Source organism: Xanthomonas sp. CFBP 8151 (assembly GCF_011761885.1).
Classification (GTDB): Bacteria; Pseudomonadota; Gammaproteobacteria; order Xanthomonadales; family Xanthomonadaceae; genus Xanthomonas; species Xanthomonas arboricola_B.
Window position 1 is genome coordinate 1,202,632 of record NZ_JAASQZ010000001.1, and the last position, 26,979, is coordinate 1,229,610.

Here is a 26,979-nt window from a genome sequence, read left to right on the forward strand (position 1 = left end):
TTGCGCCGCGTTTTTTTATGCCTGGCATCGGCGCAGACGCGTAATGCAGTGCTTGCCCCACCAGCCGGGTCGCCACCGGCTGGCGTCTAACCGGCAAGGCGCGCGCGCCGCTGGCGTCCCGTTGGCGCAGGGCGTCACAGCGCCATCCGGAGTGTGCGGTGGCATGGCCGGCATCTGCACCGTGCGGTCCACCGGCCCTGCGCCGCTTTCCCGCGTGGGGTGGTCAGTGCGTCGCCGCAGTGGTCGGTGGGTGTGTCGGCGTCGGCGCCAGCAACTGTTCGGCCAGGCCACGATAGAGCGGCGTCTTGCACACCAGCGCAGACATGGCGCGCGCGATCAGCACGGTGGCCAGGATCGGCAACAGCATCTGGCGGGTGTCGGTCAGTTCCAGCGAGATCACCGCCGAGGTCAACGGCGCCTGGGTCACGCCGGTCAGGTATGCGCACATGCCCAGCAGCACGAAGGTACGCGGGTCCAAGCCCGGCATCAGCACCGACAGGTTGTGGCCGATGCCGGCGCCCACCGCCAGCGCTGGCGAGAACAGCCCGCCCGGAATGCCGGCCAGGTACGAGACCAGATTGGCCACCAGCTTCACCAGTCCGAATTCGTGGCCGACCACCGCCTGGCCCTGCACCAGGCTGCGCGCCTGCTCGTACCCGGTGCCGAACGCGCCTTGCCCGAACAGCAGTGCCAGGCCGACCAGCAGCACCCCGCACAGCGCGGCCAGCAGCACCGGATGGCGCCGGCGCAGCGTCGCCAGCCAGCGCGGCTTGCCGCCGGCACTGGCCAGCACCAGGCGCGCGAAGATGCCGCCGAGCAGGCCAGCCACGCTGCCGCATAGCGCGATCGCCAGCCACGCCTGGCCCAGCGGCAAGGCCACCGCCAGCTTGCCGAAGTAGGTGTAGTTACCCAACAGACCCAGCGACACCACGCCGCCGACGATCACCGCGGTCAGCAAGGTGCCGGAGAAGCGGTGCTCGAAGCGCCCGCTCAATTCCTCGATCGCAAACACCACCCCGGCCAGCGGTGTGTTGAACGCCGCGGCGATACCGGCAGCGCCGCCGGCAAGCAGAAAATGCGAGAGCTCGCGCGGATCGTGAAACCCGAACCAGCGCCCGAACACATGCATCAGGCTGGCGCCGACATGCACGGTCGGGCCTTCGCGTCCCACCGAGGCGCCACCGAGCAGCGACAAGGTGGTCAGGGCGAGCTTGCCGAGCGACACGCGCAGCGACAGATTGGTCTGGCGGAATGCCGCGTCGTCATGTTCCAGTGCCGCGATGACCTGCGGGATGCCGCTGCCACGCGTGGGCCGCATTGCGCCGGAGGTGAGCCAGGCCAGCAGGGCGAAGATGCCCGGCGTCAGCAGCAGCGCCCACCAGATCGAATGCGCGGTGATGCGCTGAAACAACTGGAAGGCGGCGTCGCTGGCCTTGGCGAACACGATCGCCACCAGCGCCACTGCAATCGCGCCACCCCAGAGTGCGGCGCGACGACGCCAGCCTTCGCGGGACAACAACGGCCGCAGCCGGAGCCGGCGCGGCGAGGGGGCAGGAGCAGGCATGGCGCGATTGTCGCATCGACGCAGCGCGGCCGCGACGCGTCACTCAGTGTGTGGCAGCCGGCGGCGCGCGCAAGGCCGGCAGCAACGTGGCGGGATTGCCATCGTTGGGGGCGGCGGGAATGCCCAACAGCCGGGTCATCAGCGCATACACATCGACATTGTCGAAACCCGGCAATGTCTTGCCCTGCGCCAGGTCCGGGCCCTGCGCCAGGAACACTGCACGCATCGAGGGCAGCGCCGGATCGAAGCCGTGCGAACCGCGCATCTGATCGCGCGGGCGCTTGGCCAGTTTGTCCGGGAACAGTGCATCCCAGCCTTCGTGCATCTGGCACACGATCGGCGGAATGCGCGGATGCGTGCCGTAGTGCCAGCGTGCCGGCAGCTCCGGCTTGCGCCAGCAGTCGTACTGCGCATGCGCACCGAGCAGGCCAGCTTCGGCGCGGGCCTGCTGTCCCGGCAATGGCGAAAAGCCGATCACCTGCCCGTCGGTCACGGCAGTGGCGATGTCCGGCCGCGCCATGTCGTCCACGCTGATCGCATGCCCGGGCGCCACCTCGGCCATGCCGTGGTCGGAGACCACAACGATATTGGTGCGCGCGCGCGTGCCGTCGCGCTGCATGCCGGCCAGCAGCCGGCCGATCGCGCCATCCACCGCACGCACGTTGTCGGCATATTCGCGCGACTCCGGGCCGTGGTCGTGGCCGGCTTCGTCCACGTGTTCGAAGTACAGCGTGACCAGGCGGTTGCTGGCGGCGCCGGACGCGGCCAGCCAGCCCCGCACTTCGTCCACGCGCGCGTCCAGACCGCTGCCTTTTTCGTAGTGGCGCCAACGCGTGGGGCGCACGCCACCGATCGCCGCCTCGCTGCCGGGCCAGGACCAGGTCGCGGCATGCAGGCCGTGCGTTTCCGCACCCACCCACAGCGGCTCGCCGCCCCACCAGCGCGCATCGCCGACCGCGTCCTGCTTGCTCAGCCAGAAGCCGCCCAGCGTCGCATCGCGCATGCTGTTATGCACGATGCCATGGTGATCCGGGCGCAGGCCGGTGACCAGGGTGTAGTGATTGGGGAAGGTCAGCGACGGGTACGACGGCGTCATCCAGCGCGCACGTACGCCGTCGTGCGCCAGCTGCGACAGATTCGGTGTGATGCCGCGATCGAGCATGTCCGCGCGCAGCCCGTCGATGGAGATCAGCAGCACGCTGTGCGGCAAATCGCTGTGCGGTGCGTCTGCCGACGCGGGCGCCGCAGGGGCGGGCGCTGGCGTACTGTGCGAAGGGGGGCGAGAAGTACAGGCCGCGAGCAGCGCGAGCGCGGTTGCGGCGAACAGAAAACGTCGATCGATCATCGCCCCAGTTTACGGCCTCACAATGACGCCGCGAAGTCAGCGCCCGCCGGCTGCGGAAGATGCGGCGAACAGATCGTCGGCAGCTGCGCTCTGGCGCGGCGACCAGCCTTCCAACTGCAACAAGGCCTGCTTGGTCGGCAGGCCACCGCCGAAGCCGGTCAGCGCGCCGTTGGCGCCGATCACACGGTGGCAGGGCAGCACGATCGGCAACGGATTGCGTCCATTGGCAGCGCCAACCGCGCGGCTGGCGGCCGGGCGTCCCACCGCATGCGCGAGTTGCGCATAACTCCAGGTCTGCCCGAACGGAATCTGCGCCAGCGTATGCCAGACCTGCAGCTGAAACGGCGTGCCGGTCGGGGCCAATGGCAGATCGAAGCTGCGCCGCCCGCCGTGCAGATAGTCGAGCAATTGCTCCCGTGCCTCGCGCACCAGCGGCGCATCGGGGTCGTGCTGCCAACGCGCGCGGCCGATCGCGTCGTAGCGGTTCTGCGCAAACAGGATGTGGTGCACGCCGGCAGCATCGGCGGCCACGCTGAGCGCGCCGATCGGCGAAGGGAAGGTGTCGTAATACAACGTGCTCATGAGCGGGTGTCCTTGCGATCGACAGCGAGATGCCACAGGTGCAATACGGCGTAGGCGCGCCACGGCCGCCAGGCCTGCGAGCGCGCCTCGGTGGCACGCGCGCTCAGGCGCCCGGGCGTGCCGAGCACCTGCTGCAGGATCAGGTCGCCGGCCGGAAACGCGTCCGGATGCGACAGCGCACGCATGGCGACGTAGTGTGCGGTCCACGGCCCGATGCCGGGCAACGCGGTGCAGGCGGCGACGAACTCGGGCAGGCGCTGGCCGGCGCCGAAATGCAGCCGCCCTTGCGCGCACGCCGAGGCCAGCGCACGCAGCGTGGCGGCGCGCGCCCGCGGTAGCCCCAGTTGTTCCAGCGGCGCCTCGGCCAGCTGTACCGGGGTCGGAAAGATGCGGTCCAGGCCGGGCGGCATCTCCCCATGATGGCCGCCATGCCGATCGACCAGCCGCGCCGCCAGCGTCGCCGCGCCGGCCACGCTGATCTGCTGGCCCAGCACGGCGCGCACGGCCACTTCGAAGCCGTCCCAGCCGCCCGGCACGCGCAGGCCGGGACGGCGCGCGATCGCCTCGGCCAGCAGCGGCTCGGCCGCCAGCGTGGCGTGCACCGCCTGCAGATCCGCATCCAGGTCGAACAGCCGGCGTACCCGCCGCACGATCTGCGGAATCTGCCGCGGGTCGGTCGCGCCGATGCGCAGCAACAACTCCGCACGCTGCGGTGCCGCGCTGACCTCGATCAGCGTCGCGTTGCCCGGTGTGCCGATCACGCGCCGGTAGCCGCTGGCGTCGACCTGCTCGATGCCGGGAATCGCGCGGCGCTGCAGAAATGCCAGCATCGCCGGCAGATCCAGCGGCGGGCGATAGCCCAGGCGCAGGGTCAACTCGCCACCGGGCACCTCGGCACGCTGCTTGCGCAGCGCCGACGGCGGCATCCCGCAGCCTTCCAGGAACGCGGCATTGAAGCGGCGCAGGCTGTTGAAGCCGGCCGCCAGCGCGACCTCGGTGACCGGCAATGCGGTCTCGGTCAGCAACTGCTTGGCCAGCAGCAGCCGGCGCGTGCCGTGCACCTGGATCGGGGTGGCACCGAGCTGCTGTACGAACTGCCGCTGCAACTGGCGCGCGCTCAGGCCCACCGCGTCGGCCAGGGTCTGCACCGGCTGCTCCAGCAGGGCGCCGTCGGCAATCATCGCCAGTGCGCGCTGCACGCTCTCCTCGCCCAGGTGCTGCTGCGCCTGCGGCGACAGCTCGGGGCGGCAGCGCAGGCAGGGGCGGTAGCCGGCGGCACTGGCTGCCGCCGCGCTGGGGTAATAGCTGATGTTGCCCGGCTTGGGCGGGGGCGCCGGACAGACCGGGCGGCAGTAGATGCCGGTGCTGCGCACCGCGGTGAAGAACAGCCCGTCGAAGCGTGCGTCGCGCGCCAGACGGGCGCGGTCGCATTGGAGTCGGTCGGGCGTGGCGGTCTGCATGGCGCCAGTCTATGCGCTCGCCCCGGCGTCGGCTGGCCGTTTTCGGACAGGGCTGCGCCGGGCCTGTGCGTTCATGGCAGGGTCAAACGCTTCGCCCATTCAGCCATAGACTGAGGGTGATCCCCGTCGCGGTCTGTTGCCTGACATCATGCTGAAACTGCTCTGCCTGTCCCTTTCATGCGTGCTGGCGCTGGCGGCCTGCGACCGCACCGGTACCTCGGCCGATGCCGCCGCGACGCAGCAGAGCGGCGCGGGGCAGGGCGATGGCGACCATATGGTGTCGGTGGATACGCCCGAGCCGGCGCCGCCGCCGCGGCCGCGTGCACAGGCTGGCGAGGCCGGCTGGCCGCAGGCGGAGCTGGACGCGGGCAAGGCCTGGATCAGTTGCGCCACCGATTACAGCAGCGAAGCCGGCGACGGCACGTTGCTGCCGGCGCTGGACCGGGCCAGCGTGGAGGCGGCGCTGGCGCCGTGCCGGGACACCGGCCTGCTGCGGGTGCGCTATGCCGGCAAGATCAACGCCGGCTTCGCCGCATTGGTGTGGCGGCTGGCCGCAGTGGCCGAGCAGCTGCAGTTGCCGCATCGCATCCTGGATCTGGATTCCAGCGGCGGGCAGGTGGAAGCGGCGATTCGCGCCGGCGATGTCATCGGCGAATCCAACTGGACCATCTGGGTGCGCGAAGGCTCGATCTGCCACAGCGCCTGCGTGTTCGTGCTGGCCGCAGGCGACAACCGGCTGGTGGCCGGCAAGGTCGGCATCCACCGCATGATGCGGATCAGTTCCAAGGCCACCTCGCGCGCGGAACTCAATCGCGAGTTGCGCGAGGTCTATGGCAACGTCAAGGATTATCTGGAGCGCAACGGCGTGGCCGTGGCGGTGGCCGACCTGATGATGACCGTGCCCAACCGCAGCCTGCGCCTGCTGACGATGGACGAGCTGCGCGAGTACGGGCTGGATGGCACCAACGCGGTGCAGGACGACCTGGAGCGCATCCGCCAGATGCGCAAGTGCGGCGATGCCTTTGTGCGCCGCAAGGACGCGTTTCTGGTCGCCTTCGATCAGCGCTGCAAGGGCGAGGGCGCCGATCTGGAGGCGGTCAACGCCTGCGGCCTGGCCTTGAAGCAGCGCTTCGGCTTCCCGGATGCGACCTGCCCGGAAGAAAGCCCGCTGGCCGAAACCGATGCCGCCGCGCTGCCGGCCAGCGCCGCGCCGCAGGCCGCGGCGGCGACCGAGGCAGCGCCGGGAATGTCCGCCGCAGCGCCAACCGCGGCACCGGCGGCAGAGTCGGCTGCCGAGCCCGCGTCGGAGCCGGCCCAGGGCGAGGGCTGAGCTTCACACCCACCGCACTGCCGGCTGCCTATGGTCGCGGCATATCACGGAGCCGGGGGGCGGCATGCTTGGAAAGACGAAAGGCGTAGCGCTGGCATATCTGCCATCGGCGCTGCTGGTGCTGGCCGGATTTGGCGTGGCCGAACTGCTGCAGATGATCGCTGCGGCCAGGCAGGTGCAGTGGCCGGCGACGCTGGCGGTATGGCTGAGCCTGGTGGCTTTGATCGTGGCCGTCGTCCGCGCGCTGTGGATCAGCTGGCGACTATGGCGACCGCGCGGTGTCGCGGCGGTTCCGCCCGGCGGCGACATCTGATTTTCGAGTGACAGGCGTGCGTTTCCGGCACCCGGCTCGCGCGTCGCTGCACACTCACCTCAATATGCAGCGCAGGTCTTAAACTGCCGCACCCGCCGCGAACCCTGCGGTGGTTCCCATCCGTTTGCTACGCACAAGGTCATCTGCCCCATGTTCCGTCCTCGTCTGCTTGCCGCGCTGCTGTTGGCTCCCTCGCTGGTCCTGGCACAACAGCCGCAGACCGCTGCACGTCCGGCCGCAACTCCCCAGCCGGCACCCGCGGCCAGCCCGGCGCAGCAGGCGCAACTGGTCAAACAGAATACCGAGATGACCCAGGCGGCATTGCGGGTGGCGCAAATGGTCGATGCCAACCAGGTGGCCTCGCTGTGGGATGGCGCATCCAGCGTCGCCAAGACCGCGGTCAAACGCGATGTCTTCGTGACCCAGATCGGCGCAGAGCGCGCGCGCCTGGGGCCGGTGGTCGGGCGCGGGCAGGGCTCGGTGACGCGGGTCAAATACGCCGCCGGCGCGCAGGTGCCCGAAGGCCTGTACATCAACGTCAGCTTCCCGACCCGTTTTGCCAAGGCGCAGCAGCCGGTGCGCGAGTTGGTGTCGTTCCGTCTGGACGAAGACAAGACCTGGCGGCTCGCCGGTTACAGCCTGCGCGCGTCGGTCAAGTGATGCTGCGGCTCATCGGGAGACCAACGTGGAACTGACGATCGAACTGCAGATGCTGGGCTGGGCCATGGTGCTCGGTCTGGTGCAACTGCTGGCGGCCTCGGCCAGCATGACCGCCCAGCGCGGGACCAAGTGGAACGCCAGCGCGCGCGATGGCGAGCCCAAGCCGTTGACCGGCGTCGCCGCGCGGCTGGATCGTGCCTTCCGCAATTATCAGGAGACGTTCCCGATCTTCGCCGCTGCGGTACTGGCGGTGAGCATCGCCGGCCGTACCAGTGCAGACACTGCCCTGGGCGTGCAGCTGTATCTATGGGCGCGCGTGGCTTACGTGCCGGCGTATGCGGCAGGCATTCCCTATCTGCGTAGCGCAATCTGGGTGGTGTCGTTGTGGGGCATCGTCAAACTGGTGCGGGCGTTGCTGGGCTGGTGACGTACGCCAGACTGCGTGCGCGCAGCCGGTGGTGTCATGACTGAGAAAACGCAGCGATAAGTTGCGCGCCCGCGACTGCGGTGGGCCCACTATTCCGGTCGCTGCTTGATCCTGATCAAGTCCGGCCGACACCACTGCCGCTAGACTCACGACCACTATCAAGACTGCCGCGCTCAGCGCCAGGCGGGCGTGCTCGGTGCGGCACGGGCCAGGCGTATAGTCCGGTTTCTCCGCGCCGATCCTATCCACCTGACCGCTGCACGCCGCGTTTTGTTAGCTTCTCTAGGCATCGGCGGTGAAGGAGAGCGGCATGCAATCGGTGGATATCGCAGTCATTGGTGCCGGGCCGGTCGGCCTGTGTTTTGCGCGGTCGTTGGCCGGCAGTGGCCTGTCGGTGCTGGTGGTCGACCAGCAGCCGCGCACGCAGCTGGCCGAGCCGGCCTTCGACGGACGCGAAATCGCGCTGACCCATGCCTCGCGTGCATTGCTGGAGCAACTGCGCATCTGGCAGCAGTTTCCCGCCGATGCGATCTCGCCGCTGCGCGACGCACGCGTCATGGACGGGCATTCGCACTTCGCACTGACCTTTGCCGCCTCGGCGCGTGGTGCCGGCGATCTGGGCTGGCTGGTGCCCAATCATCTGATCCGTCGCGCGGCCTGGCAGGCGGTGCAGGCGCAAGCTGCGTTGGAGATCCGCTGCGCCTGCACGCTGCAGGCCGTGCAGCAGGAGCGCGGCCGCGTGGTGCTGCAGTTATCCGATGGGGAAACCGTGTCGGCGCGCCTGCTGGTGGCGGCCGACAGCCGCTTTTCCAGCACCCGGCGCCTGCTCGGCATCGGCGCGCAGCTGCGGGATTTCGGCAAGACCATGCTGGTGTGCCGGATGCGGCATGCGCTGCCGCACCGGCATGCCGCCTGGGAGTGGTTTGGCTACGGCAAGACGCTGGCGTTGTTGCCGCTGCAGGGCAATCGTGCCGGTGCGGTGCTGACCCTGCCGCCGCGACAGGTGGAGGCGTTGCTGGCGATGGAGGCGGCGGACTTCAGTGCGGCGGTGACCGAGGCGTTCGAGCATCGGCTCGGGCCGATGCAGCAGGACGGCAGCCGGCATGCCTATCCGCTGGTGGCGGCCTATGCGCAACGCTTTATCGCCGAGCGTGCCGCGCTGATCGGCGATGCCGCGGTGGGTATGCACCCGGTCACTGCGCATGGCTTCAATTTTGGATTGCAGAGCCAGGCGCGCCTGGCCGAGCGTGTGTGCGCCGCTGCCGCCGCCGGGCGCGACATCGGTGCTGCGGCGTTGCTGCAGGGGTACGAGCGGGCGCACCGGCTGGCGACGCGACCGCTCTACGAAGCGACCAATGCACTGGCCGCGCTGTACACCGACGACCGTGCGCCGGCCCGCCTGCTGCGACGTGGTGCCTTGCGCGCGGCGCAGGCGGTGGCCCCGTTCAAGCAGGCGATCGCGGCGCATCTGACCCAGCGCAGCGTTTGACCTATCGACGTGGGAGCGGGGAGGCGCAGTGCGTGCAGCGCTGCGCTGTGTTCCTCATGCGCACTGGCCTGCAACGCTGTTCGACGCGTGGGCGGGCAAGGCGGTCGGCGGCCCGTTCGCAGGTGCTCGTGCGGCAATCGGGTGGGCTCGGTCGGCTCGGCTGTCATCAGGCGCGCCGCAGTCGGGCACGCGGCCATCAGGCCGGCGCGTTTATCCGCGCAAGAATCGCATCGATCGCGGTGCGCGCATCGCCGCTGCGCAGGGCCTGTTCCAGCAGTGGAATCACCCAGGCGCAGCCGGCCTTGGTCACGTCTGCGCGCCAATCGCCGCGCCAGCCTTCCAGTTCGTGCAAGGCCAGCATGCTGCAACCGCCACGCTCGGCGTGACCGCCACGGATCGACTGCTCGAACCAGAATGGCGTGGGTGAATCGGCGTCGATCGAGAAAATATAGACATCGTGGTCCGGGTCTTCAGCCGAGGGCGCGTTGTTGCGCCAGCTGACTTCCACCACGCTCATTCTTCTGGCTCCGCATCGGGGTCCAGCGCCAGCACGCGGATCTCCACATCGTCCAGTTGCACGCGCTGGCCGGGGCGGATCTTGGCGGTCTTGCGCAGTTCCTGCACGCCATCGACGCTGACCGCGCCGCTGGCGACGATCGCCTTGCCCTGCCCACCGCTGTCGGCAATACCGGCCAGCTTGAGCAACTGGTTGAGTTCGATGTACTCGCCGTCCAGGTCGAATTCCAGAAATTGCATGGTGCGCTCGGTGACAGGAAGACCGGGATTATCCGCCCGTCGCAGCCGACAACACCACCGTGCCAGATGCAGCGCCGGCGATTGGAGTCGTTACAGCACCGCTATGCCGGCGCACTGCCGGCATCCATCACGCGGGAGTCGCGGCGCGGCGTCGGCCCGCTCATTCGCGTCGAAAACGTGCAATCTCCTCCAGCATGCTTTCGGCACGCACGACGCCGGGCCCGGCATGCGCGTTGTCGATGCGCTCCAGCCACGGATGGCGCCTGCGCTGCAGCCGTCGATAGCCGAGCCAGGTGCCGATGCCGCCGAGCACGCCCACCAGCAGATTGAGCAGCAGCCAGTCGTGCGGCAGGGTCAGGCCGGTCAGCCTGCGCCAGCCGGCGTCCGCCACGGCCACCCACAGCACCCAGAACGCCACGCCCAGCCACGGGGCCACCCGTGTGCGCCAGTGCCGCAACTGGGCGAGTGCGCGCTGCGTCGGCAGCAGCGGTCCGGCAAAGTCCAGTTGCGCCAGCAGCTGCAGCTGCCGTAGTGCGGAGATCGCCAGTGCAATGCTCCACAGCTGCAGCAGCACGCCGCCGATGATGGCCGCAACCTGATCGGTGTGGGCAAGCCAGCTGCGCGCGATCACGACGTGCAGCGCCACGGCGCACAACAATTGCGCGGATTGGCTCAGCCACAGCGGGCGTAGGCTGGTGCGCGCCGCATGGCCACGTACCTCGCCGATGATGTGGGCGATCTGCGTGCTGTGCTGATCCAGGCGGTGTTCCATCGCGTGCCAGGCGCGTTGCATGTCGTCGAGTTCCATCGAATGTTCCTTGGGCGAGTGGGTGGTCAGAGTTCGGCGCGGATGCGCGCCTTGAGGCGGCTGAGTTTCGTAGCGACATTGGTCTCGCTGATGCCGAGCACCTCGCCGATCTCGCGGTAGCTGTGCGCGTCCAGGTACAGCAGCATCAAGGCGCGTTCCAGCGGTGGCAGGTGGGCGATGAAGCCGTGGAGCGCGGCGACCTGCTGCGCGTGTGCCGGGTCGCGCGCCAGCGGGTCGGCGATGCTGTCGGCCACCGCCTCCAGCGGGAGCGGGTCCTGCGGCGCGCGGCTGCGGCCGCGCAGATCGCTGATCGCCACGTTCAAGGCAATGCGATACATCCAGGTGGAAAAGCGCCGGCCGGCGTCGTAGCCGGGGAACGCGCGCCATAACTGCACGGTGATGTCTTGCGCCAGCTCGGCGCGGTCGTCCGGATTCCAGCAATAGCTGGCCGCGACCTTCAGGACGATGCCGCGGTGCCGCTGCAGCAAGGCGTTGAAGCGGGTGTGCAGGTCTGTTTCCAGGGACATGGCTCCGGCCGGGTGGGTGGATGACAAGGGTCAGGAGATGGTTCGCCGCAGCGGGCGGATCCTCACAACCTGAATGGACTGTCACGGAAATTTCGACAGCAGGGGGCCTCAGGGCGCACACTATGCTGCTTTGCGCCTGCCGGCTCCGTGCGGCGCCTCCGGAGTTACCCAATGACCCAAGAATCTCCCGCGCCGCTGCTGTTTGCAGACCTCGGCCTCTCAGACGCTGTGATGAAGGCGGTTGCCGCCGTCGGTTACGAGTCGCCGTCGCCGATCCAGGCCGCCACCATTCCTGCGCTGCTGTCCGGTCGCGACGTGCTCGGCCAGGCGCAGACCGGCACCGGCAAGACCGCCGCGTTCGCGCTGCCGGTGCTGTCCAATGCCGACCTCAACCAGCTCAAGCCGCAGGCGCTGGTGCTGGCCCCGACCCGCGAGCTGGCCATCCAGGTCGCCGAGGCGTTCCAGAAATATGCCGAGGCCATTCCCGGCTTCCGCGTGCTGCCGGTCTACGGCGGCCAGCCCTACGCACAGCAGCTGAGCGCGCTCAAGCGCGGCGTGCATGTGGTGGTCGGCACTCCAGGCCGCGTGATCGATCACCTGGACCGCGGCACGCTCGACCTGTCCCAGCTCAAGACGCTGGTGCTGGACGAAGCCGACGAAATGCTGCGCATGGGCTTCATCGACGACGTCGAAGCGGTGCTGAAGAAGTTGCCGGAGAAGCGCCAGGTGGCGCTGTTCTCGGCGACCATGCCGCCGGCAATCCGTCGCATCGCACAGACCTATCTCAAGGACCCGGCCGAAGTCACCATCGCGGCCAAGACCACCACCTCGGCCAATATCCGCCAGCGCTACTGGTGGGTGAGCGGCCTGCACAAGCTGGACGCGCTGACCCGCATCCTGGAGGTCGAGCCGTTCGACGGCATGATCATCTTCGCGCGCACCAAGGCCGCCACCGAAGAGCTGGCGCAGAAGCTGCAGGCACGCGGCATGGCCGCGGCGGCCATCAATGGCGACATGCAGCAGGCCGCCCGCGAGAAGACCATCGCCCAGCTCAAGGACGGCAAGCTCGACATCCTGGTCGCCACCGACGTGGCCGCGCGCGGCCTGGACGTGGAGCGGGTCAGCCATGTGCTGAACTACGACATCCCGTACGACACCGAAAGCTACGTGCACCGCATCGGCCGTACCGGCCGTGCCGGCCGCAACGGCGACGCGATCCTGTTCGTCACCCCGCGCGAAAAGGGCATGCTGCGCTCGATCGAGCGCGCCACCCGTCAGCCGATCGAAGAAATGCAGCTGCCGAGCGTGGATGCGGTCAACGATACCCGCGTGGCACGTTTCATGACCCGCATCACCGAGACCCTGGCCGGTGGCCAGATCGACATGTATCGCGATCTGCTGCAGCGCTACGAGGGCGAGAACAACGTGCCGGCGATCGATATCGCCGCGGCGATGGCCAAGTTGCTGCAGGGCGATGCGCCGTTTTTGCTGACCCCGCCGGTGCGTGGCGCGCGCGAGGAATTAGCACCGCGCGAGCGCAACGAGCGCGGCGACCGCAGCGATCGTGGAGAGCGTCCGCGCTTCGAGCCGAAGTTCGAACGTGGCCCGCGTGCCGATGGCGAGCGCGCTGCACGCCCGCCGCGTGCGGAACGTCCGGCGTTTGGCGATGACGGCGCGGGCGCCGAGCGTCCGCGTCGCGATCCGGTTGCCCCGCGTGGCGAGCCGGAGTTCGGCATGGAGAGCTACCGCATCGAAGTGGGCCACACCCACGGCGTGAAACCGGCCAACATCGTCGGCGCGATCGCCAACGAAGCCGGCCTGGAAAGCCGCTACATCGGCCGTATCGACATCCAGGACGACTATTCGATCCTGGACCTGCCGGCCGACATGCCGCGCGAGCTGCTGACGCACCTGAAGAAGGTCTGGGTGTCCGGCCAGCAGCTCAACATGCGCAAGCTGGAAGAAGGCGAGGCGGCCGCATCGCCGTCCAAGCCGCGCTTCCCGCGGGGGGGCAGGCCGTCCGGCCGCCCGAATGGCCCGAACCGTCCGATGGACCGCGCCGGCGCGCCGCATCGCAAGGGCCCGCCCAAGCCCCGCGGCGAGTAAGCGCCGCTGACAATCCGGTTGCGTGCGGTCGTCCGGCCCACGCGGCCGGTCGCTGCAGTCGTTATGCCAGTTGGTGCATATCGGCATGCAGGCGTCACGTGCCGACATGGCGGAGATTGCCGGTGGCATCGCGTTAGCCGAGCTAAGTTCCTGCCTCGATCGCGTCCAAGCGGGCGCTGCCATACAGCCTGCGCCGTTGCGGCCGTTACTGCCTTCAGGCGCCCACCGGGCGCATCAATCGCATTGGGCGGCGGCAGGGGTCGAGGAAGACGATGGCGCAGAAGGCGGGCGGCAAGAGCAATAGGCGGACCATGCACCTGATGCGCGGCTGGCTGACGCTTCCCTTGGCCTTGTTGATCGGCATGGCCGTCAGCATGGCGGCGCTCTCGGCGCTGGTGATCGAGATCCAGTCCGGGGCAATGGCCTGGATCGTCGGCCAGAGCCACTGGTCCAATGCCCAGCAGGAGTCGGCATACTGGCTGGAGCGCTATCTGGGTAGCGGCGATCCGGCCGACCTGCAGGCCGCCTGCCGCGCACTGGACGTGCCGCTCGGCGACCGCGCGGCACGCGAGGCGGTCGAGCAGCCGGTGATCGACCGGACTGCGGTATATGCCGGGCTGGCCGCCGGCCGCAATGCCCGTGAGGACATGCCGCAAATGGTGCGGCTGTATCGCTACGGCCATGTCCTTCCGTATCTGGGCGATGCCATCGCGATATGGAAACACACCGATGCCGACCTGTCGCAGCTGAGCGCCCTGGCCGACCGGGCCGCATCCGTGCAGGCCACCAGCCGGCCGGATCCGCGCGCGTTGCAGGCCTTGCGCGACGAGCTGCATCTGCTCGACGGCCGCATGCGCAGCGATGCGGCGCAGTTCCAGGCGCTGCTGGTCGGTTGCGCGCGGCTGCTGCACGACGTGATGGTGACCTGCAGCCTGGCGACCTTGTTGCTGGTGCTGACCACCTGCGTGCTGGCGATGCGCCGCATCCGCAATTATCTGCTCTCGCACGAGGGACGCTTTCGCACCGCGTTCGAGCAGGCGGCGCTGGGCATGGTCAAGTTCGACCTGCGCGGCCGAGTGCTCGACGCCAATGCCGCGATGGCCAACATCCTGCGCTACCGGCCGGAGGAACTGCAGACCTGCACGCTGGCCGAGGTGATGCATCCGGACGACATCGCGCTGGACAGCCGCGGCCTGGTCGACTGGCCGACGCTGCTGCAGACCGGCGAGCGACGCTTTCTGCGCGCCGATGGCGGGGTGATGTGGGGGCGCTGGAGCGCGTCGCTGGTGGAGCCCGGCCCGGAGGAGCCGACCCTGGTACTGGCGGTGATCGAAGACGTCTCGCATGCGCACGAGCTGGCCGACGAAGTCGCCTTCCACGCGCGTCACGATGCCTTGACCGGCCTGATCAACCGCCGTGAGATCGAACGCCGGCTATTTCGCCTGATCGAGCCGCCGCAATCGCCGCAGCTGTGCCACGCGCTGTGTTTCGTCGACCTGGATCACTTCAAGCTGGTCAACGACACCTTCGGGCATGCGGTGGGCGATAAATTCCTGTGCCACTTCGCCGACGTGATCACCATGCAGTTGCGCTCCGGCGACTGGCTGGGGCGGCTGGGTGGCGACGAATTTGCGATCCTGCTGGCCAATACCGATCTGGTGCAGGCGCGGACCCTGCTCGAGCGCATGCATGCGGTGCTGGGCCAGCCGTGGAGCCATCGGGGTGGACGGCCGCTGACGCCGAGTTGCAGCTTCGGCGTGGTGGAAATCCGCCAGGGCGCCAGCGACGTCAATGCCTTGATGACCGCCGCCGATCTGGCCTGCTATGCGGCCAAGGAAGAGGGGCGCAACCGGATCCGCTGTTTCGGCGAAAGCGATCTGGCCCTGGCACGGCGCCGCCACGACGGCGGCTGGATCAGCGCGGTGCAGCAGGCGCTCGCCGAAGACCGCCTGCTGTTGTATGCGCAGAAGATCCAGGTGTTGAGCGATCCGCAACGCCTGCAGTACGAAGTGCTGGTGCGCATGCGCGCGCGCGACGGGCGGGTGCTGAGTCCGGGCGAATTTCTGCCTGCGGTGGAGCGCTACGGCCTGGGACGCATGGTCGATGTGCATGTGCTGGAAACGCTGTGCGCGCAGCTGGCGGCCAATCCGATGCATGTGGCCATGCTGGACCTGTGCCACGTCAATCTGTCTGCACAGTCGATCGCGCAGCCGGACTTTCTCGATTTCGTGTGGTCCTTGTTCGAACGCTACCCCGGCCTGGTGCCCAAGCTGTGCATGGAGATCACCGAGACCGCCGTCATCGGCGATCTGGAGCATGCGCAGCGCTTCGTGCAGAGCGTGCGCGCGCGCGGCTGCCATGTGGCGCTGGACGATTTCGGCAGCGGCCTGGCCTCGTTCGGCTATCTCAAGCAATTCACCGTGGATGTTCTCAAGATCGATTGCGGCTTCGTGCGCAATTACGCGCATGACGCGGTGGACCGTGCGGCAGTGCATTCGATCGCGCAGGTAGGCCTGGCGCTGGGGATCGAAGTGGTGGCCGAGGGCGTGGAGTCGGAGGCGGACATTCCCGGTCTGCGCGAGGCCGGTGTCGGCCAGGTGCAGGGTTTCAGCCTGCATCGGCCATGCCCGCTGGACGAGCTGCTGCATGCCGGGCAACCGCTGTTGGCGCTGTCCTGATCGCAGATTGGTGCACGCGCGCCGCTCCAAATCGCCGATAATCGGCCGATGACGACCCGACTCAACAAATACATCGCCGAAACCGGCTTCTGCTCCCGCCGCGAGGCCGATCGCCTGATCGGCGAACGCCGGGTCACCGTCAATGGCGTGGCTGCCGGCACCGGTGCGGTGGTGGGCGAGGAAGACACCGTGCTGGTGGACGGCCAGCCGCTGCGCACGCGCGCCGCCGGCAAGCCCGGTGGCCGCAAGCATGTCTACATCGCGCTCAACAAGCCGGTGGGCATCACCTGCACCACCGAGAGTTCGGTCAAGGGCAATATCGTCGAGTTCGTCGGCCACGAGCAGCGCATCTTCCCGGTCGGCCGGCTCGACAAGGAGTCCGAGGGGCTGATCCTGATGACCAGCAACGGCAACATCGTCAACGAGATCCTGCGCGCGGAAAATCGCCACCAGAAGGAATATCTGGTGGCGGTCAACAAGCCGGTTACCGACGAATTCCTGCGTGGCATGGCGCGCGGCGTGCGCATCCACAACGAGACCACGTTGCCGTGCCGCACCGCGCGCATCGCCAAGTTCGGCTTCCGCATCGTGCTGGAGCAGGGTTTGAATCGGCAGATCCGCCTGATGTCCGCCGAATTCGGCTACCGCGTGACCCAGCTGCGCCGGGTGCGCATCGACAACATCAAGCTGGCCGCGCTCAAGCCCGGGCAGTGGCGCAATCTCAGCGATGCGGAATTGCGCGGATTGCTACCGCAGCGCGCCGACTGGTGAGCTGTTCGGGCACACTGGGCTGAACCAGCGGCACGGTGCGTCGGCTGCATGCGCAAGCCGATGGCCGCGCATGGCCGGCTCGGTCATACTTTCCGACGCTGACAGCCAGCTGGGGAGCGGGCAGAGTGATCAAACCGACATTGCCGGACAACGAAGCCGGCTCGCAGCGCTGCGTCAGTACGAGGTGCTGGATTCGCCGCCCGAACGTGCCTTCGACGACCTCACCATGATTGCGTCCACGCTGTGCGAGACGCAGATGGCGGCGGTGGTGCTGGTGGACGAACAGCGGCAATGGTTCAAGTCCGCACATGGCGCACCGCGCGGCGAAGCATCGCGCGACATCTCGTTCTGCGCGCATGCGATCCTGCGCCCGGACGAAGTGATGATGGTCGACGACACCTTGCTCGACCCGCGCTTCCACGACAACCCGATGGTGACCGGCAGTTCTGCGGTGCGCTTCTACGCCGGCGCGCCGTTGGTGACCAGCGCGGGCATGGCGCTGGGCTCGTTATGCGTCTTCGACCAGACGCCGGCGCATCTGCGCGACGAGCAGCGCGCCGCCTTGCAGGCATTGTCGCGCCAGGCCGCGCATCTGCTGGAACTGCGTCTGGCCGGCAAGCGCCTGCGGCAGCAACTGCATGAGCGCGAATGGTACGAGCAGCAACTGGCCGGTTACTACGCGCAAATGGATGCGTTGAATGCCGATCTGGTCGAGCAGCCCCGTACCGATCCGCTGACCGGCTTGCCCAATCGACGCGCGTTTGCAGTGGCCTTGGCTGCGGCCATGGACCAGACACGTGCGGCAGGCCAGCCGTTGTCGGTGGCGTTGCTGGACGTGGATCACTTCAAGACCGTCAACGACGTGCATGGGCACGACCAGGGCGATGTGGTGCTGCGCGAACTGTCGGCATTGTTGCGCGCGCATGTGGCCGGTGCCGGCACCATTGCGCGTTACGGTGGCGAGGAATTCGTGCTGCTGCTGCCCAATGTGGATTTGCTGCAGGCACGGGTGCAGTGCGAATACCTGCGCCAGAGCGTGGCGGTGATGACGATCGCGCTGCCGGTGACGGTGAGCATCGGCGTGGCCACGCTGCATCCGCAGGAAAGCGTGGAGGCGGTGATCAAGCGTGCCGATCAGGCCCTGTATGCGGCCAAGCGTGGCGGGCGCGACCAGGTGGTGGCGTTGGGGTAGGTGGCGTGCGCACGCGGGTGCGTCATCGATAGGGCCGGTCGCGGCCTGGGCCGCTCCTACGACGACGGTTGTTGGTTGTGCCGTGCGGTCAGTCGACGATGTTCTTCGCCTCGGCAGTGCCGAGCAGTTCCGGATGCACGATCCTGCGTCGGCGTTCCAGCACCGGATGCAGGAACACCGCGCCGAGAATGATCGCCACGCCGAGATAGAACTGTAGGGTCAGCTCACGTTGCTCGCCGAGCAGGACGATTGCCAGCAAGATGGCGTAGACCGGTTCGAGATTGGTCACCAGTTGCACCGAGTAGGCGCTGAGATGGCGCAGTGCCACCAGCGCCAGCGCAAACGGCAGCAAGGTGCAAACCAGCGAAAGCACCAGCAGCAGGACGCCGTCGTGCAGGCTGGGAACGATCAGCAGCGCGCCGTGCAGCGACGGCAGCACCAATGGCATGGCCGGCGCCAGCACGGTCAGGGTCAGCGTGCCGGCGCCCAGTTCCAGCGCGGTGACGGTGAGCGGGTCGGCATGCGCCACCATGCGCTTGTTGAGCGAGCCGAACAGGCCGACGAACACCGCCGAAATCGCGCCGACCACCACCCCGGCACGCATGCCATCGGGCACCCCGCCGACCACCAGGGCCACGCCGGGCAGCACCGCCAGGCCGAACAGCAATTCGCGCGGGCGGAAAGGGCGCTGCGTCACCCATGGCTCGATCACTGCGGTGAACACCGGGGCCAGCGCAATGCAGGTCGCGGCCACCGAGGCATTGGCCAGCTTGATCGCGCCGTAGAAGGTCAGCCAGTGCAGGGCCACCAACGCGCCGATGCCGCAATAACCCAGCACCACGCGCCCGGACAAGCCGCGCAGTCCACGCCACACGCGCGGCAACAGCGCCAGCGCCACCACCACGATCAACATGCGCCACCACACCAGTGGCAGCGCAGGCAGCGTGATCAGCTTGCCCAGGATCGCGGTGATGCCCCAGAGCAGGACGCAGAAATGGATTTGCAGTTGCGCCTTGCGCAGGTCGGTCGTGGGCATGCGCCATTGTCGCCGAAGACGCGACGCAACGCCTGTGCTAGCGCGAACCCAATTGCTGCAACAACGCCATTGCCGCAGCCGGATTGCGCTCCTTGGCGGCACTGATGAAAAACACGAACACCTCGCGCGGCATGGCCGCGACGTGCGTCGACGCGTCGATATGCGGCAGATCCGCCGGATCGTCGCCGCGCTGCCAGGCCTGGATGCGCTCGGCCCACTGCCCCAGTGCCGGCGCCGGGTAACCGGCAGCCAGGCGCGCCTGGCTGCGCATCAGGCGTGCATAGACGAAGTCGGTGGACAGATCGGCAAAGGACGGATGCTCGTCCGAATCGGTGAATACCGTGGCCACTCCATGCCGGCGCACCAGTGCCAGCAGCGACGCATCCACCGCGTCGTGGTCGCGGATTTCCAGCACATGGCGCAGCACGCGCTTGCCGGCGCGTTTGGGCAGCAACGACAAAAAGGCGTCCAGGTCGTCGGCCTGCAGCCGATGCCCTTGTTCGAACTGCCACACCAGCGGCCCCAGCGTGTCGCCGAGCTCGACAATACCGCCGATGAAGTCGTCCACCTGCGGCTGCGTGCCGGCCAGTTTGCGCGACTGGGTAATGCGGCGCGGTGCCTTGGCCGAGAAGACGAACCCGGGCGGTACCTGGTCGCGCCACTTCGCGTAGGTCGCCGGTTTCTGCGTTCCGTAATACGTGCCGTTGATCTCGATGGCGGTGACGTGGCGGCTTGCGTATTCCAGCTCGCGGCGCTGCACCAGCCCTTGCGGATAGAACATCCCCGCCCGCCAAGGCGCATACACCCAGCCGCCGATACCGACGTGGATGCCATCGAGCGCGGGCGGGGTGGCAGCGAACAGATCGGTCATGAGCGATTCCACGTTGGCGTGAGCGCCCCCCGGCATGTCGGATACGCGCACATGTGGCAGGCCGCCCAGATGATAGCCCCGCAGCTGCGCAGCGAAGTGGGGCAGCTGCCAAGACGCTCGCGCACACTGCCAGGCAGGCGCGGCTGTTGGCGCGGGGCGGCATGTAGGCATTGTGCACACCGATGCAGGCGCAGCCCGGCCAGCCGGCGATCGGCGGCTTACACGGACGCGGCCATGCCGCTACCATCGCAGATCGCCTCTTCCGGACCGCAGCGATGACCTGGACCACGCCCGATCTGTGTGACCGCTTTCCCGAGGTGAGCATCGCCGAACCGGTGTTCCGCTCCTATGGCGCACGTGCGGCATTCTCCGGGCCGATCGTCACCGTGCGCTGTTTCGAGGACAACTCGCGCGTGCGCGAACTGGCCGCCACGCCCGGCGACGGACGGGTGCTGGTGGTGGACGGGCAGGGCTCGTTGAAACATGCCCTGCTCGGCGACCAGATCGCCGCACAGGCGCTCGCCAACGGCTGGGCCGGCGTGTTGATCCACGGCTGCGTGCGCGATGTGGAGATCCTGGCCACGCTGCCGCTGGGCGTGCTGGCGCTGGGCGCCTGCCCGCGCCGCACCGAGCGGCGCGATCTGGGCGATGTGGATGTGCCGGTGAATTTTGCCGGCGTGGCCTTCGTGCCCGGCCATTGGCTGTATGCCGATGGCAACGGCGTGTTGGTGGCACCGCTGCCGCTGTCGCTGGACAGTGCGGGCGGATCGATCTGAGCGACATGCGAGGACCTGGGACAGTGACCGTGAACCGATGGCTGAGTGGAGGCGTGCTGATGCTGGCAAGCGTGGTGGCGACGACGCGGGCGGCCGAGCTTCCCGCCGGCATGCAGCAGTTCGACGCGCAGATGGAGCGCGTGCGCGAGCAGTTCGATGTGCCCGGCATTGCGGTGGCCATCGTCAAGGATGGGCAGGTGGTGCTGGAGCGCGGCTACGGCGTGCGCGAGATCGGCAAGCCTGCGCCGGTGCAGGCCGATACGCTGTTCGCGATCGCCTCCAACACCAAGGCCTTCACTGCCGCGTCGCTGTCGATCCTGGCCGACGAGGGCAAGCTCTCGCTCGACGATAAGGTCATCGATCACCTGCCGTGGTTCCGCATGTCCGACCCGTACGTCAGCGGCGAGATGCGCCTGCGCGATCTGCTCGCGCACCGCAGCGGCCTGAGTCTGGGCGCGGGCGACCTGCTGTTCTGGCCGACCACCAGCTACAGCACCGACGAGGTGGTGCAGCGCCTGTCCAAGGTGCCGTTGAAGGGCGGTTTCCGCGATCGCTACGCCTACGACAACATCTTGTACGCGGTGGCGCAGAAGGTGATCGAGCAGGTCTCCGGGCAGAGCTATGCGGCGTTCCTGCAGCAACGCATCTTCGCTCCGGTCGGCATGCGCGGCACGCGCTTCAATGCCGACCATCTGCAGCCGGGCGACAACGCGGCGGTGGGCCATGCCAAGTACGACTTCACCGAGCTGCGCACCGTCGCGCCACTGACCTGGTCCAACAATTCCGGTGCCGGCGGCATCTATGCCAGCGCGCACGACATGGCGCTGTGGATGAAGGTGCAACTGGCCGGCGGCGTGCTGCCGGATGGCAGCCGGCTGTTCAGTGCCAGGCGGCAGCAGGACATGTGGTCGATGATCACGCCGATCGCGATTGCCGAACCGGCCGTGCCGGAGCTGGCGGCAGCACGGCCCAATTTTTCCGGCTACGGCGAAGGCTGGAGCCTGAGCGATTACCGCGGCCATCGGCTGGTCTGGCACACCGGCGGCTGGCCGGGCATGGTGTCGCGGCTGACGCTGGTGCCCGACCAGCAACTGGGCGTGGTGGTGTTGACCAACCAGGAAGTCGGCGCGGCCTTCAATGCAGTGACCCTGCAGGTGCTGGATGCGTTCCTGCAGGTGCCGGCCACCGATTGGACCGCCGCCTATGCCAAGGCCGTGGCCAAGGCCGATGGCGATGCGGACACCAGCTGGAAGAAGCATCTGGACGCACGTGCAGCGCGCTCCACGCCGTCGCTGCCGTTGCGCAGCTATGCGGCGACCTATCGCGACCCGTGGTACGGCGATGTGGTGATCCGTCAGGACGGCAAGCGCCTGCGTCTGCAGTTTTCCAGGACCGCGCAATTGATCGGCACGCTGGAGCATTGGCAGCACGACAGCTTCATCGTGCGCTGGGACGACCGCTCCTTGAATGCCGATGCCTTCGTCAATTTCGCGCTGACCCCGGATGGCGCGGTGCGCGAGATGCGGATGGAGGCGGTGTCGCCGCTGACCGATTTCAGCTTCGATTTCCAGGATCTGGTGTTGACGCCGGTGGCGGCAGCGCAGCCGACGCAGAAGTGATGCCTCGCTGATCCTTGCGGCGGCCATCGCCACTGCACCGAGCGTGCGTGGCCGGCCGCCTGTGCTGCAGCGCCGGCGCCGTGCGCACCGATGGCCTGGCGGTGGGGCGCCATCGGCGCCGCAGCCGCGCACACCGCGCATGGTCTGATCAGTGCGGACTTGCGCAACCGGGCTCGGCGCATCGGCCACGTGTCGTCCGGGCCAACCGTGACGATGACTCCAGCCTCGCTCCGCCAAGGCCTGCGTGCCAGCTGCACGATGGCTATCGCCCACCGACACGGCTCGTTATGATCCGCGCACTTCTCAGGGATGTCGCCGAACGCATGACCACTCCGCAGATGTCGGTGTACTTCTTCCTGCAGGCCGCCGCGATCCTGCTGGCCTGTCGTCTGGTGGGGCTGCTGGCCAGGCGGATCGGCCAGCCGCAGGTGGTGGGCGAGATGATCGCCGGGGTGATGCTGGGGCCGTCGCTGTTCGGCGTGCTGGCACCTGCGACGCAGGCAGCCTTGTTTCCCAGGCAGACCATGGATGTGCTGTACGTGTTCGCGCAGTTCGGCGTGGGCCTGTACATGTTCCTGGTCGGTACCGACTTCCGCGGGGACCATTTCCGCGCGCGCTATCGCAGTGCGATGAGCGTGTCGATGGCCGGTATCGCGGTGCCGTTTGCATTGGCCTTTGCCATGTGTCCGTGGTTGATCAACGTCGGCGGCCTGTTTTCGGAAAAGGCCAAGTTGATGGAGGCCTCGCTGTTCCTGGGGGCGGCCATCGCGATCACCGCGTTCCCGATGCTGGCGCGCATCATCCACGAGCGCGGTCTGACCAATAGCCCGTTGGGCACGCTGGCACTGACTGCAGGTGCGTTCGACGATGCGGCGGCCTGGTGCATTCTTGCCGTGGTGCTGGCGAGCTTTGGCGGCAGTTGGGGTAGTGCCTATCTGGCCATCGGCGGCGGGGTGGCCTATGCATTGTTCATGATCTTTGTCGGCCGGCATCTGCTGCGCCGCCTGGACGCCTACGTGGTGCCGAACCAGCCGCTCGGCAACGGTGTGCTCGCGGTGGTGTTGATGCTGTTCTGCCTGAGCGCGTGGGCAATGGATGCGATCGGCATCCACGCCGTGTTTGGCGGCTTCCTGCTGGGCGTCTGCCTGCCCAGGGGTGCGCTGACCGAAAAACTGCGCGAGATGCTGCAGCCGTTCGTGGTGGTATTGCTGCTGCCGCTGTTCTTCACCTATTCCGGCCTCAAGACCCAGCTCAGCGTGCTGCTGCAGCCGCAGATCATGCTGGCAGGCGTGGCGATCCTGGCCGCATCGTTCATCGGCAAGGGCGTGGCCTGCTGGGCCGCGGCGCGTGCCACCGGCGAGAACAACCGCGATGCGATGGCGATCGGCTCGCTGATGAATGCACGTGGCCTGATGGAGCTGATCATCATCAATATCGGCCTGCAGGCCGGGGTGATCGAACAAGGCCTGTTCTCGGTGCTGGTGCTGATGGCGATCCTCTCGACCTTGATGGCCACGCCGCTGTTCAACTGGATCATGCGGCGCCATCGCAACGTGACCGATGCGGTGCCGAGCCTGCAGCAGCGCTGAGGCGCTGCCATCGATTCCACCGATGCGGGCAGGCGCTGCTGTCGTCTGACGCCTGCGCCGCGATGGTGGTCGCATCCAGGCGCCTCGATGCCTGCTGCGATACACGGCGCCCCGCGCGCTGGCGTGCGCGGCGTCGCGCGGCTTGCGGGCATCCGTGCAGCATCCGGGCACCGTGCGGCGGCGGAGTCACCATCCCGGCGTGTGTGGCCGGTCCGTTGCAGGTGCGTGCGCGCGCCTGCAGGACCGATAGCGGCAGGGTGCAGCTTGCGGCACCGGCGGCGCAGCGATGCAGCCAGTGGCGCGGCGCTGCATACTTGCAGCGCAAACAGGTAGCCAAGACACGATGAGCAAGGCCAAGAAGAAAGCTGCACAGCAGGCGGTGCCCGCGCCTGCGCCGGTGTATCAGCTGCATGTTTCGCTGGTGGAGAGCGCGCCGTTGATCTGGCGCCGCGTGCTGGTGGCGGGGGCGCTGCGCCTGGCCACGCTGCATCGCGTGCTGCAACCGGTGATGGGCTGGCACGGCGCGCATCCGTACGAATTCGACCTGGGCGGCGGCCGCTATGGCGAGTCCGGGCTGGACGTGCCGGACCGCTCGCGGCTCAAGCACGCCGCGCGCGTCACCGTCGAAAGCGCGGTGGGCGAGCTGGAGCGCTTCGACTATTTCTATGGTGCCGGCGCCGGCTGGCAGCACCGCGTCCAGGTCGAGGCGATCCTGCCGCCGGATGCGGGCTTGCGTGTAGCCCGTTGCGTGGACGGCGCCAACGCCTGCCCGCCGGAAAACAGCGAAGGGATCGACCACTACCAGGCATTGCTGCAGATCATCGCCGACCCGGATCATGCCCAGCATGTGCAGGAACTGGCCACTCTGGGCGGGCGCCTGGAGCCGGGCCATTTCGATCCGGCCGAGGTCAACCGCCTGCTCGCGCGTGTTCGTGAGTGAGCGTCACTGCGCAGGACGTTGGCCAGCGTGATCCCGACGCGCGCTGGTCAGCACGGTGCAGCCACTGGCTGACACCCCATGACCTGTGGTGGTCACCAGGCCCTGCCTGGCACAGGCAGCCGCAAGCGATGCAAGGGAGCCGGTTGTCCGGCGCATGCAGCGCATGCCTGGCTTGCGTCTGTGGATGCAGGCGCCGGCACCGGCACCGGCGCCACTGCAGCTTGACGCGCGATCAGCTAGCCTGAGCCCCCGGTTTTTCCCGAAAGTGTCTGCGATGTTTCGCTGGTTCGAATCCCTGATCGATGTCTTTCCGCCAATCGAGCGGGACATGCCGCCGCGTAGCGTGTGGCGGTTCTATCTGCATTATCTGCGGCCGTTGTGGCCGATCCTGCTGGCCACGCTGGTCGCCGGACTGCTGCTGGCCTTGGTGGAAGTGGCGATGTTCGACTTCCTCGGGCGCATCGTCGACATGCTGGCCGAGCGACCGGGCGCGGACTTCTTCCGTCGTCATGCCGGCGAATTGATCTGGATGGCGGCGATCACGCTGGTGGCGCGGCCGCTGTTCACCGGGCTGCACAATCTGTTGGTCAACCAGGCGATCGTGCCGGGCCTGAGCAACCGCTCGCGCTGGTTGATGCACAACTACGTGGTGCGGCAAAGCCTGGGCTTCTTCAACAACGATTTCGCCGGCCGTATCGCCAACCGGGTGATGCAGACCGGAACCTCGCTGCGCGAATCGGCGGTGCAGATGGTCGATGCGCTCTGGTACATCGTGGTCTATACCGGCAGCGCGCTGTGGTTGTTTGCGCAGGCCGACCCCTGGTTGATGCTGCCGTTGCTGATCTGGCTGGTGGTGTATGTCGCGCTGATGGCGTTCTTCGTGCCGCGCATGAAGGCGCGCGCATGGGTCGCATCGGATGCGCGCTCCAAGGCCACCGGGCGCATCGTCGACGGTTACACCAATATCTCCACGCTCAAGCTGTTCGCCCACGCCGGCCGCGAGCAGGCCTATGTGCGCGATGCGATCGACGAACTGGCGGTGAAACATCGCGGGCAGACGCGCGTGACCACCACGATGGATACCGCCATCGCGGTGGCCAATGGCTTTTTGATCGTCGGCACCTGCGGGCTGGCGTTGTGGCTGTGGAGCCGCGGCCAGATCAGCGTGGGCGCGATCACGCTGGCCACCGGTCTGGTGATCCGCATCCACAACATGTCCGGCTGGATCATGTGGACGGTCAACGGCATCTTCGAAGACATCGGCAGCGTGCAGGACGGCATGCAGACCATCTCGCAGCCGGTGCTGGTGCAGGACGCGCCCGACGCCGTGCCGCTGCAGGTGACGCACGGCCAGGTGCAGTTCGAGCACATCCATTTCCACTACGGCAAGCGCGGCGGGGTGATTGCCGGGCTGGATCTGCAGGTACGCGCGGGCGAGAAGATCGGCCTGGTCGGGCCATCGGGTGCGGGCAAGTCGACCCTGGTCAACGTGCTGCTGCGGCTGTACGACCTGGAGCAGGGGCGCATCCTCATCGACGGGCAGGACATCGCCCAGGTCACCCAGGAAAGCCTGCGCGGGCAGATCGGCCTGGTCACCCAGGACACCTCGCTCTTGCATCGTTCGATCCGCGACAACCTGCTGTATGGCAGGCCGCAGGCCACTGACGCGCAGATGCTGGAAGCGGTGCGCAAGGCGCGCGCGGAAGGCTTCATCGACACGCTGGTCGATGGCGAAGGCCGTCGCGGATTCGATGCCTATGTGGGCGAACGCGGGGTCAAGCTGTCGGGCGGTCAACGGCAGCGCATCGCCATTGCGCGCGTGCTGCTGAAGGACGCGCCGATCCTGATCCTGGACGAGGCCACCTCGGCGCTGGACTCGGAAGTGGAAGCGGCGATCCAGGACAGCCTGGATGCGCTGATGGGCAACAAGACCGTCATCGCGATCGCGCACCGTCTTTCGACCATCGCGCGCATGGACCGGCTGGTGGTGATGGATGCCGGACGCATTGTCGAGACCGGCACGCATGCGCAACTGATTGCGCAGGGTGGCCTGTACGCGCGTCTGTGGGCGCGGCAGACTGGAGGGTTCGTTGCGGCGGATCGGTGAGAGGGCTTTAGTGGGTTGCGCAGACGTGCAACC

Annotated in this window: 22 protein-coding genes, 1 other RNA gene and 2 pseudogenes; 15 read left to right on the top strand and 10 right to left on the bottom strand. The window is 67.9% G+C overall.

Annotated features, from left to right (window positions below):
* Positions 1 to 268: 268 nt before the first annotated feature.
* The 4 genes and pseudogenes from FHT08_RS05080 to FHT08_RS05095 form a co-directional block, all read right to left on the bottom strand.
* Positions 269 to 1,564: pseudogene (locus tag FHT08_RS05080) on the bottom strand (chloride channel protein); the annotation flags it as partial.
* Between the two features lie 43 nt (positions 1,565 to 1,607).
* The gene (locus FHT08_RS05085) at positions 1,608 to 2,909 is read right to left on the bottom strand and encodes an ectonucleotide pyrophosphatase/phosphodiesterase (protein WP_104606127.1); all 1,302 of its coding nucleotides are present in this window, start codon (positions 2,907 to 2,909) and stop codon (positions 1,608 to 1,610) included.
* A gap of 36 nt (positions 2,910 to 2,945) precedes the next feature.
* Positions 2,946 to 3,491, bottom strand: a complete 546-nt coding sequence (locus FHT08_RS05090) for a methylated-DNA--[protein]-cysteine S-methyltransferase (protein ID WP_166774470.1) — start codon at positions 3,489 to 3,491, stop codon at positions 2,946 to 2,948.
* Positions 3,488 to 4,951 carry an AlkA N-terminal domain-containing protein gene (locus FHT08_RS05095; protein WP_104535856.1) on the bottom strand — a complete coding sequence of 488 codons (1,464 nt, stop codon included), beginning with the start codon at positions 4,949 to 4,951 and terminating at the stop codon, positions 3,488 to 3,490. The genes FHT08_RS05090 and FHT08_RS05095 overlap by 4 nt, the downstream gene beginning before the upstream one ends.
* 148 nt (positions 4,952 to 5,099) lie before the next feature.
* Between FHT08_RS05095 and FHT08_RS05100 the strand changes: the two genes are divergently transcribed.
* From FHT08_RS05100 to ubiM, 6 genes are all read left to right on the top strand, one after another.
* Positions 5,100 to 6,281: a hypothetical protein gene (locus FHT08_RS05100; protein WP_166774471.1), complete on the top strand. Its 1,182-nt coding sequence runs from the start codon at positions 5,100 to 5,102 to the stop codon at positions 6,279 to 6,281.
* Positions 6,282 to 6,345: 64 nt separating this feature from the next.
* Positions 6,346 to 6,594: a hypothetical protein gene (locus FHT08_RS05105; RefSeq protein ID WP_104535854.1), complete on the top strand. Its 249-nt coding sequence runs from the start codon at positions 6,346 to 6,348 to the stop codon at positions 6,592 to 6,594.
* 150 nt (positions 6,595 to 6,744) lie between these two features.
* Positions 6,745 to 7,254, top strand: coding sequence for a DUF4019 domain-containing protein (locus FHT08_RS05110; RefSeq protein WP_166774472.1), 510 nt, complete (start codon positions 6,745 to 6,747; stop codon positions 7,252 to 7,254).
* Between the two features lie 25 nt (positions 7,255 to 7,279).
* On the top strand, positions 7,280 to 7,681 hold the full coding sequence (locus FHT08_RS05115; protein ID WP_104535852.1) for an MAPEG family protein: 402 nt from the start codon (positions 7,280 to 7,282) through the stop codon (positions 7,679 to 7,681).
* A gap of 203 nt (positions 7,682 to 7,884) precedes the next feature.
* Positions 7,885 to 7,960, top strand: a non-coding RNA gene (locus FHT08_RS05120) — sX9 sRNA.
* A gap of 31 nt (positions 7,961 to 7,991) precedes the next feature.
* Positions 7,992 to 9,170 (top strand): 5-demethoxyubiquinol-8 5-hydroxylase UbiM, encoded by a 1,179-nt coding sequence (ubiM, locus tag FHT08_RS05125; RefSeq protein WP_166774473.1) that lies wholly within the window; start codon positions 7,992 to 7,994, stop codon positions 9,168 to 9,170.
* Between the two features lie 196 nt (positions 9,171 to 9,366).
* On the opposite strand, the gene FHT08_RS05130 is transcribed toward ubiM, so the two are convergent.
* From FHT08_RS05130 to FHT08_RS05145, 4 genes are all read right to left on the bottom strand, one after another.
* Positions 9,367 to 9,687, bottom strand: coding sequence for a hypothetical protein (locus FHT08_RS05130; RefSeq protein ID WP_104606132.1), 321 nt, complete (start codon positions 9,685 to 9,687; stop codon positions 9,367 to 9,369).
* A complete protein-coding gene (locus FHT08_RS05135; RefSeq protein WP_104606133.1) occupies positions 9,684 to 9,926 on the bottom strand; it encodes an RNA-binding S4 domain-containing protein in 243 nt (80 codons plus the stop codon). The genes FHT08_RS05130 and FHT08_RS05135 overlap by 4 nt, the downstream gene beginning before the upstream one ends.
* Before the next feature lie 160 nt (positions 9,927 to 10,086).
* The gene (locus tag FHT08_RS05140) at positions 10,087 to 10,734 is read right to left on the bottom strand and encodes a hypothetical protein (protein WP_104606134.1); all 648 of its coding nucleotides are present in this window, start codon (positions 10,732 to 10,734) and stop codon (positions 10,087 to 10,089) included.
* Between the two features lie 26 nt (positions 10,735 to 10,760).
* A complete protein-coding gene (locus FHT08_RS05145) occupies positions 10,761 to 11,261 on the bottom strand; it encodes a sigma-70 family RNA polymerase sigma factor (protein WP_166774474.1) in 501 nt (166 codons plus the stop codon).
* Between the two features lie 171 nt (positions 11,262 to 11,432).
* Here FHT08_RS05145 and FHT08_RS05150 point away from each other — a divergent pair, with 171 nt between their 5' ends.
* The 4 genes and pseudogenes from FHT08_RS05150 to FHT08_RS05165 all read left to right on the top strand — a co-directional run bounded on the left by FHT08_RS05150 (position 11,433) and on the right by FHT08_RS05165 (position 18,008).
* The gene (locus tag FHT08_RS05150; RefSeq protein WP_166774475.1) at positions 11,433 to 13,367 is read left to right on the top strand and encodes a DEAD/DEAH box helicase; all 1,935 of its coding nucleotides are present in this window, start codon (positions 11,433 to 11,435) and stop codon (positions 13,365 to 13,367) included.
* A gap of 272 nt (positions 13,368 to 13,639) precedes the next feature.
* Positions 13,640 to 16,045 (top strand): EAL domain-containing protein, encoded by a 2,406-nt coding sequence (locus tag FHT08_RS05155; protein ID WP_104535848.1) that lies wholly within the window; start codon positions 13,640 to 13,642, stop codon positions 16,043 to 16,045.
* 48 nt (positions 16,046 to 16,093) lie between these two features.
* A complete protein-coding gene (locus FHT08_RS05160; RefSeq protein WP_104535847.1) occupies positions 16,094 to 16,816 on the top strand; it encodes a pseudouridine synthase in 723 nt (240 codons plus the stop codon).
* Positions 16,817 to 16,941: 125 nt separating this feature from the next.
* A pseudogene (locus tag FHT08_RS05165) lies at positions 16,942 to 18,008 on the top strand (sensor domain-containing diguanylate cyclase).
* Between the two features lie 88 nt (positions 18,009 to 18,096).
* On the opposite strand, the gene FHT08_RS05170 reads toward FHT08_RS05165, so the two are convergent.
* The gene (locus FHT08_RS05170) at positions 18,097 to 19,044 is read right to left on the bottom strand and encodes a DMT family transporter (RefSeq protein ID WP_104535846.1); all 948 of its coding nucleotides are present in this window, start codon (positions 19,042 to 19,044) and stop codon (positions 18,097 to 18,099) included.
* 37 nt (positions 19,045 to 19,081) lie between these two features.
* Positions 19,082 to 19,915, bottom strand: a complete 834-nt coding sequence (locus FHT08_RS05175) for a DUF72 domain-containing protein (RefSeq protein WP_104535845.1) — start codon at positions 19,913 to 19,915, stop codon at positions 19,082 to 19,084.
* 275 nt (positions 19,916 to 20,190) lie between these two features.
* On the opposite strand from FHT08_RS05175, the gene rraA reads away from it, so the two are divergent.
* From rraA to FHT08_RS05200, 5 genes are all read left to right on the top strand, one after another.
* A complete protein-coding gene (gene rraA / locus FHT08_RS05180) occupies positions 20,191 to 20,691 on the top strand; it encodes a ribonuclease E activity regulator RraA (protein WP_119128482.1) in 501 nt (166 codons plus the stop codon).
* Positions 20,692 to 20,714: 23 nt separating this feature from the next.
* Positions 20,715 to 22,310 carry a serine hydrolase gene (locus FHT08_RS05185; protein ID WP_166774476.1) on the top strand — a complete coding sequence of 532 codons (1,596 nt, stop codon included), beginning with the start codon at positions 20,715 to 20,717 and terminating at the stop codon, positions 22,308 to 22,310.
* Positions 22,311 to 22,633: 323 nt separating this feature from the next.
* Positions 22,634 to 23,899 carry a cation:proton antiporter gene (locus tag FHT08_RS05190; protein WP_166774477.1) on the top strand — a complete coding sequence of 422 codons (1,266 nt, stop codon included), beginning with the start codon at positions 22,634 to 22,636 and terminating at the stop codon, positions 23,897 to 23,899.
* 343 nt (positions 23,900 to 24,242) lie between these two features.
* Entirely contained in the window at positions 24,243 to 24,839 is a 597-nt protein-coding gene (locus FHT08_RS05195; protein WP_104581894.1) for a plasmid pRiA4b ORF-3 family protein, read from the top strand.
* Positions 24,840 to 25,113: 274 nt separating this feature from the next.
* Positions 25,114 to 26,946 (top strand): ABC transporter ATP-binding protein, encoded by a 1,833-nt coding sequence (locus FHT08_RS05200; RefSeq protein WP_166774775.1) that lies wholly within the window; start codon positions 25,114 to 25,116, stop codon positions 26,944 to 26,946.
* Positions 26,947 to 26,979 lie beyond the last annotated feature (33 nt).